5 protein-coding genes are annotated in these 5992 nt (G+C 71.1%); all 5 read right to left on the bottom strand.

Annotated features, from left to right (window positions below; genetic code table 11):
- Positions 1-423 precede the first annotated feature (423 nt).
- Positions 424-1179, bottom strand: a complete 756-nt coding sequence (locus A6Q81_RS04015) for a YebC/PmpR family DNA-binding transcriptional regulator (RefSeq protein WP_253022998.1) — start codon at positions 1177-1179, stop codon at positions 424-426.
- Positions 1180-1220: 41 nt separating this feature from the next.
- Positions 1221-1844 (bottom strand): pyridoxal 5'-phosphate synthase glutaminase subunit PdxT, encoded by a 624-nt coding sequence (gene pdxT / locus A6Q81_RS04010; protein WP_253022997.1) that lies wholly within the window; start codon positions 1842-1844, stop codon positions 1221-1223.
- A gap of 327 nt (positions 1845-2171) precedes the next feature.
- Positions 2172-3098 (bottom strand): pyridoxal 5'-phosphate synthase lyase subunit PdxS, encoded by a 927-nt coding sequence (pdxS, locus tag A6Q81_RS04005; RefSeq protein WP_067857939.1) that lies wholly within the window; start codon positions 3096-3098, stop codon positions 2172-2174.
- Positions 3099-3107: 9 nt separating this feature from the next.
- Entirely contained in the window at positions 3108-4772 is a 1665-nt protein-coding gene (locus A6Q81_RS04000; protein WP_286689605.1) for an FAD-dependent oxidoreductase, read from the bottom strand.
- Position 4773: 1 nt separating this feature from the next.
- Positions 4774-5808 carry an AurF N-oxygenase family protein gene (locus A6Q81_RS03995; RefSeq protein WP_286689604.1) on the bottom strand — a complete coding sequence of 345 codons (1035 nt, stop codon included), beginning with the start codon at positions 5806-5808 and terminating at the stop codon, positions 4774-4776.
- Positions 5809-5992 lie beyond the last annotated feature (184 nt).

Genomic DNA, 5992 nt, shown 5'->3' with positions numbered 1-5992 from the left:
TACCCACCTCCAGTAGTCACATCGTCTTGCAACTACCGGTTGAGACCACCGAGAATCCCTACCGCGCCCCGCCCGCCATCGGTGGATCTGCAACCGCACACGGGCTCTTGCGGTTGCAGATCCACCGATGGGACGCACCAACACAGAACCTTGGCCCCAGAGCGCAGAAACGAAGAATCGAGCGCTCAAGGGTGGGCTCGGGCCAGACCCCGAGACCCCGAGCCGCCCCCGGGCCCGCTGCCGGTCGAGGCCCTTTCGGAGACCACTCCCAAGCGAAGGCCGAGGCAGCGCACCAGCAAGCACGAGCGCCCTACAGCATCGCACCAGCAGGACGAGACCCCCGCAGGCAGCGCACCAGCAAGGACACGACCCCCGCAGGCAGCGCAGCAACGAGCCACGCCCCACACAAGGAGGCCCCCGACGTCAGTCCTCGTCGAGCTCCGCGAGCACGTCGTCGCTGATGTCGACGTTGGAGAAGACGTTCTGCACGTCGTCGAGGTCCTCGAGGGCGTCGACGAGCTTGACGACCTTCTTGGCGCCGTCGACGTCGACGGGCACCTCGACCGAGGGGACGAAGGAGGCCTCGGCGGAGTCGTAGTCGAGGCCGGCCTCCTGGAGGGCGCTGCGGACGGCGACGAGGTCGGACGCCTCGCTGATCACCTCGAAGCTCTCGCCGTGGTCCTTGACCTCCTCGGCGCCGGCGTCGAGCACGGCCAGCAGGATGTCGTCCTCGGTGGTGTCCTGCGCGGGCACCTGCACGACACCCTTGCGGTGGAACAGGTACGCGACGGAGCCGGGGTCGGCGAGCGTCCCGCCGTTGCGCGACACGGCGGTGCGCACCTCCATCGCGGCCCGGTTCTTGTTGTCGGTGAGGCACTCCACCAGGAGCGCGACGCCGCTCGGCCCGTACACCTCGTACATGATCGTGGTGTAGTCGACCGCGTCGCCGCCGATGCCGCCGCCGCGCTTGACCGCACGGTCGATGTTGTCGTTCGGGACCGACGACTTCTTCGCCTTCTGGATGGCGTCGTACAGGGTCGGGTTGCCGTCGGGATCGGGCCCGCCGGTCCGCGCCGCCACCTCGATGGTCTTGATCAGCTTGGCGAACATCTTGCCGCGCTTGGCGTCGATCGCGGCCTTCTTGTGCTTGGTCGTCGCCCACTTGGAGTGGCCTGACATCCCGTGCCCCTTTCCGCGCCACCTCGGCAGGTGGCGGATCCCTACATGTCCACGAGGTCCAGGAACAGGCGGTGCAGGCGGAGGTCGTCCCCCACCTCCGGGTGGAACGACGTCGCGAGCAGGGCACCCTGCCGGACCGCGACGATCCTATCGGCTCGCTCGTCGTCGTCGCCCGTCGCCGCGTCCAGCACGACCGGGACACGGGCGAGCACCTCGACGTCGGGGCCGACCTGCTCCACCCACGGCGCCCGGATGAACACGGCGTGGACGGGGTCCGGGAAGGTCGTGAACGGGACCTGCGCCTCGAAGGAGTCGACCTGGCGACCGAACGCGTTGCGGCGCACGGTGACGTCGAGCCCGCCGAACGTGGTCTGGCCGTCGGCACCGTCGACGATGCGGTCGGCGAGCATGATCATGCCCGCGCACGTGCCGAACGTCGGCAGTCCCTCGGCGATCCGGCGGCGGAACGCGTCGGCCACGCCGAACACGTCGGCCAGCTTGATCATGGTGGTCGACTCACCGCCCGGGATGACGAGGCCGTCGACCCGGTCGAGCTCCTCCTCGCGGCGCACGGCGACGACGTCCGCCCCCAATGCCTGGAGGGCCTGCACGTGCTCGCGGACGTCGCCCTGGAGGGCGAAGACGCCGATGGTCGGGGAGGTCACCGGGACAGCCTAGTGACGCCGGTGCGCGGGACGTCGGAGAGGACCCAGCAGGCGGGGGCGGGCGCTGAGCGCCTCACCCCCCCGCCGCTCCCTCACGGCATCCCTCCCGATCGGGTCTGGGGTCGGGACCGCACGCACCGGCCTGGTGACGCAGTCCCCGAGGCCGCTCCGAGCACTCCAACCCGGGGCGACGACGTCAGCCTAGCGCGCCCTGGGTCATCGTCCGCCGGGGCGGTGCGGCACCGGGCCCCGGCGCGCGTCGGGGCCGGGAACGAGCGAGGACCCGGCGTTCACGCCGGGTCCTCGGTCAGGGTCGTGCCGGAGTCGTCACCAGCCGCGCTCGGCGAGACGGTGCGGCTCGGGGATGTCGTCGACGTTGATGCCGACCATGGCCTCGCCGAGGCCGCGGGAGACCTTGGCGACCACGTCGGGGTCGTCGTAGAACGTCGTGGCCTTGACGATGGCCTCGGCGCGCTGCTGCGGGTTGCCGGACTTGAAGATGCCGGAACCGACGAACACGCCCTCGGAGCCGAGCTGCATGACGAGCGCGGCGTCGGCGGGCGTGGCGATGCCGCCGGCGGTGAACAGCGTGACGGGCAGCTTGCCGAGCTCGGCGACCTCCTTGACCAGCTCGAAGGGCGCCTGCAGCTCCTTCGCCGCGACGTACAGCTCGTCCTCGCGCAGCGACTGCAGGCGGCGGATCTCGCCGGTGATCTTGCGGATGTGCGTGACGGCGTTCGACACGTCACCGGTGCCGGCCTCGCCCTTGGAGCGGATGAACGCCGCACCCTCGGTGAGCCGGCGCAGCGCCTCGCCGAGGTTGGTCGCACCGCACACGAACGGGACGTTGAAGGCCCACTTGTCGATGTGGTTGGCGTAGTCCGACGGCGTGAGGACCTCGGACTCGTCGATGTAGTCGACGCCGAGGCTCTGGAGCACCTGCGCCTCGGCGAAGTGGCCGATGCGCGCCTTCGCCATGACCGGGATCGAGACGGCCTCGATGATGCCGTCGATGAGGTCGGGGTCGCTCATGCGCGCGACGCCACCCTGGGCACGGATGTCGGCCGGGACGCGCTCGAGCGCCATGACGGCCACGGCGCCGGCGTCCTCGGCGATGCGCGCCTGGTCGGCGTCGACGACGTCCATGATGACGCCGCCCTTCAGCATCTCGGCCATGCCGCGCTTGACGCGGGCCGTGCCGACGCTGGGGGTGCTGGTGCCGTCGGGGGTCGGGGAGGTCTGCGGGGTGCTCACGGCTCCAGTCTATCGAGCGCTGGCGACACCGTTCACGACGTCCAGCATCCGTGCCCGCTCGACGACCTTGCGGCGCGGACGGCCCTGCTCGCGTCCGGCCACCCGCTCGTGCGCGTCGAGGCGTCGCCAGGCGTCCAGGTCGAGCCCGACGAGGTCCTGCCCACGGACGGACCGCCCGGGAGCCCCGAGGACCGACTCGTGGTCGAGCCGACCCAGAGCGACGTCGGCGAGCAGATGGTTGACGGTCTCCAGCGAGCACGACTTGTTGGTGCCGATGAACCCGGTCGGGCCTCGCTTGGCCCACCCGACCACGTACGTGCGCGGCAGGAGCGCGCCACCGGCGGCGTCGAGCACGCGCCCACCGACGTTCGGGATGCGGTGGGCCACCGGGTCGAACGGCACCCCGGGCACGGGTGTCGAGCGGTAGCCGACCGACCGCAGGACCGACGTGGTGGCGACGTCGTCCAGCTCGCCGGTGGGCATGGCCCGGACGGTGCCGTCGACGTCGGTCTCCAGCCGGGTGCGGGCGAGACGCACCCCCGTGACCGCACGCTCCCCCAGCACCTCGACCGGGGCGGCGAGGAAGCGCAGGAGCACGTGGCGACGTCCCTCGACCGGTTCGGCGGTGGTGCCCTCACGCAGCAGACGGCTCTTCACGTCGTCGCCGTCGAGCAGGTCGCGCTGCGGCACGACGACGTCGACGTCGGGGTGGTGCAGCAGCCCGACGAGCTCGGGCACGGTGAAGGCCGCCTGGGCGGGCCCGCGTCGCGCGACCAGCTCGACGCAGCGCAGGCGGCTGGTCCGCAGCGCCTCGAGGGCGTGGTCGGCGATGTCGGTGCGGGCCAGCTGCGCGGGATCGCTGAGCAGCACGCGGGCGACGTCGAGGGCGACGTTGCCGTTGCCGACGACCACGGTGCGCTCGGCGTCGAGGTCGATCGGGGTGGCCACGTGGTCGGGATGGCCGTTGTACCAGGCGACCACCGCCGTGGCGGTGGTGTTGCCCGGCAGGTCCTCCCCCGGCACGCCGAGACGCCGGTCGGCCGACGCCCCGGTCGCGTAGACGACCGCGTCGTGACGCTGCAGGAGCTGCTCGTGCGTGACGTCGACGCCCACCTCGAGGCCGAGCGCGTAGGAGAAGCCGGGCTGCGCCTCGATGCGCGCGAAGAGGTCGGTGATGGCCTTCGTGTGCTGGTGGTCGGGCGCGACGCCGGCGCGCACGAGGCCGTGCGGCGTGGGGAGCCGGTCGAGGACCGTGACCTGCACGCCGCGCTGCTTGAGCAGCTCGTCGGCGGCGTACAGCGCGGCCGGCCCCGCGCCGACCACGGCGACGTCGAGCCGGCGCTCCGCCGGCAGCCGGACGACGGGCGGCACGGGCGCCTGCGCTGGACGGGTGGGCGACTCCAGGCCGTTGCCGACGTCGGACCCGGCGTGGAACAGCGCGTTCAGCTCGACGAAGACCTGCTCGTCGGGAGTGAGCCGCGACGCGGGCTTGATCGCGCCCACGGGGCACGCCCGGACGCACGCGCCGCAGTCGACGCAGGCCTGCGGGTCGATGTAGACCATGTCCGACGTGGCGAAGTCGGGCTCGTCGGGTGTCGGGTGGATGCAGTTGACCGGACAGGCGAAGGCGCAGGCGGCGTCGCCGCAGCACGCCTGGGTGACGACGTGCGGCACGTCAGGACGGACCGACGGGGGACGGGTCGGTCAGCCGTGCCGGCGGCTCGCTGCGGTACCGAGAGGGGCGGCCGTCGATCTTGAGCCAGCGCCACATCCGGCGCGACGAGCGCGTCATGAGCGTCGACTCCTCGGCCAGCATGCGCACGTCGCTGAACAGCTCGGCGAGGAACTCGCGGGACTCGGGGGCGTCCCAGTAGAGCTCGTCGATGACCTCCTGCGGCACGCCCATCTGGGTGCGCAGCTCCTTCGGCGGGACGAGGATGAGGTCGCCCGCGACGCGCATGATGATCGGGAAGAGCATCGACATGATCCAGCGGTCGACCTTCCCGAGGTGGGGGCCGCTGCGCATGACGTACGCGTGGGCGAAGGAGATGTGGCGCGCCTCCTCCGCGACGTGGATCTGCATGATGCGACGCATCACCGGCGGCAGGTTCGCGCCCTCGCGCAGCATCCGCTTCTGCGTGTGGTCGATCGGCTCCTCGCCGGCCAGCACCGCGATGAAGAAGCCGAGCGGGTAGCGGGACGCGAAGAGCGGGATGACGCCGTGCAGCGCGCGCATCCAACGCGGCATCCCCGGCACGTCGGCACCGATGCGGTTGACGCACTCCTGGAACATCTGCGTGTGGTGGCACTCCTCCGTCGCCTCGTGGGTGAGGTACCGGAACTCGGCCGAGCCGTTCGGGCGGGTGAAGACGTACTGCATGATGCCGCGGATCAGCAGGTTCTCGAACTGCAGCCCCACCTTGAAGATGTTGGCGTAGCGCCACATCCCGATCTCGATCTGCCGCTCGACCGGCAGGTTCTGGTACCAGGGGTGGCGTCCGAGCGGGTCGGCCTCGGTGAGCACCCAGTGCCGGTCGCTGGGGTCGATGCGGAAGTCGGGGTCGTCCCAGGGGACGTCGACGAACGCGTCGAAGTTCCGGTCGACGGACGCCTGCGACAGGGCCCGGAGCGTCGCCTCGTACTCGGGCGTCGCGAGCGACGCCAGGCTCTCCTGGGTGCGGTCGAGATCCTGCTCGTCCATGAGGGTCATACCGCGAGTATGTGACGGTGGTCGCTATGTGTCAAGACCAATGTCACATTGATGGTGTCAAGGTTTCTGAGCGCATCGACGTGGTGGCTCTCGGATGTCGGAGGGGCTTGATGGTGCGCTGCCGCAGGGGTCTGGGCTTGCTGCTGCGCTGCCGCAGGGGGTCTGGGCTTGCTGGTGCGCTGCC

This window comes from Aeromicrobium sp. REDSEA-S38_B2 (genome assembly GCF_001628525.1).
GTDB lineage: Bacteria > Actinomycetota > Actinomycetes > Propionibacteriales > Nocardioidaceae > Aeromicrobium > Aeromicrobium erythreum.
Note: the sequence above shows the minus strand (reverse complement) of the source record. Positions and strands in the feature narration are given on the sequence as shown.

Excerpts from the sequence above, each read along its gene's own strand:
- A6Q81_RS03995 (WP_286689604.1), bottom strand. The coding sequence starts at position 5,808 with ATGACCCTCATGGACGAGCAGGATCTCGACCGCACCCAGGAGAGCCTG.
- A6Q81_RS04015 (WP_253022998.1), bottom strand. The coding sequence starts at position 1,179 with ATGTCAGGCCACTCCAAGTGGGCGACGACCAAGCACAAGAAGGCCGCG.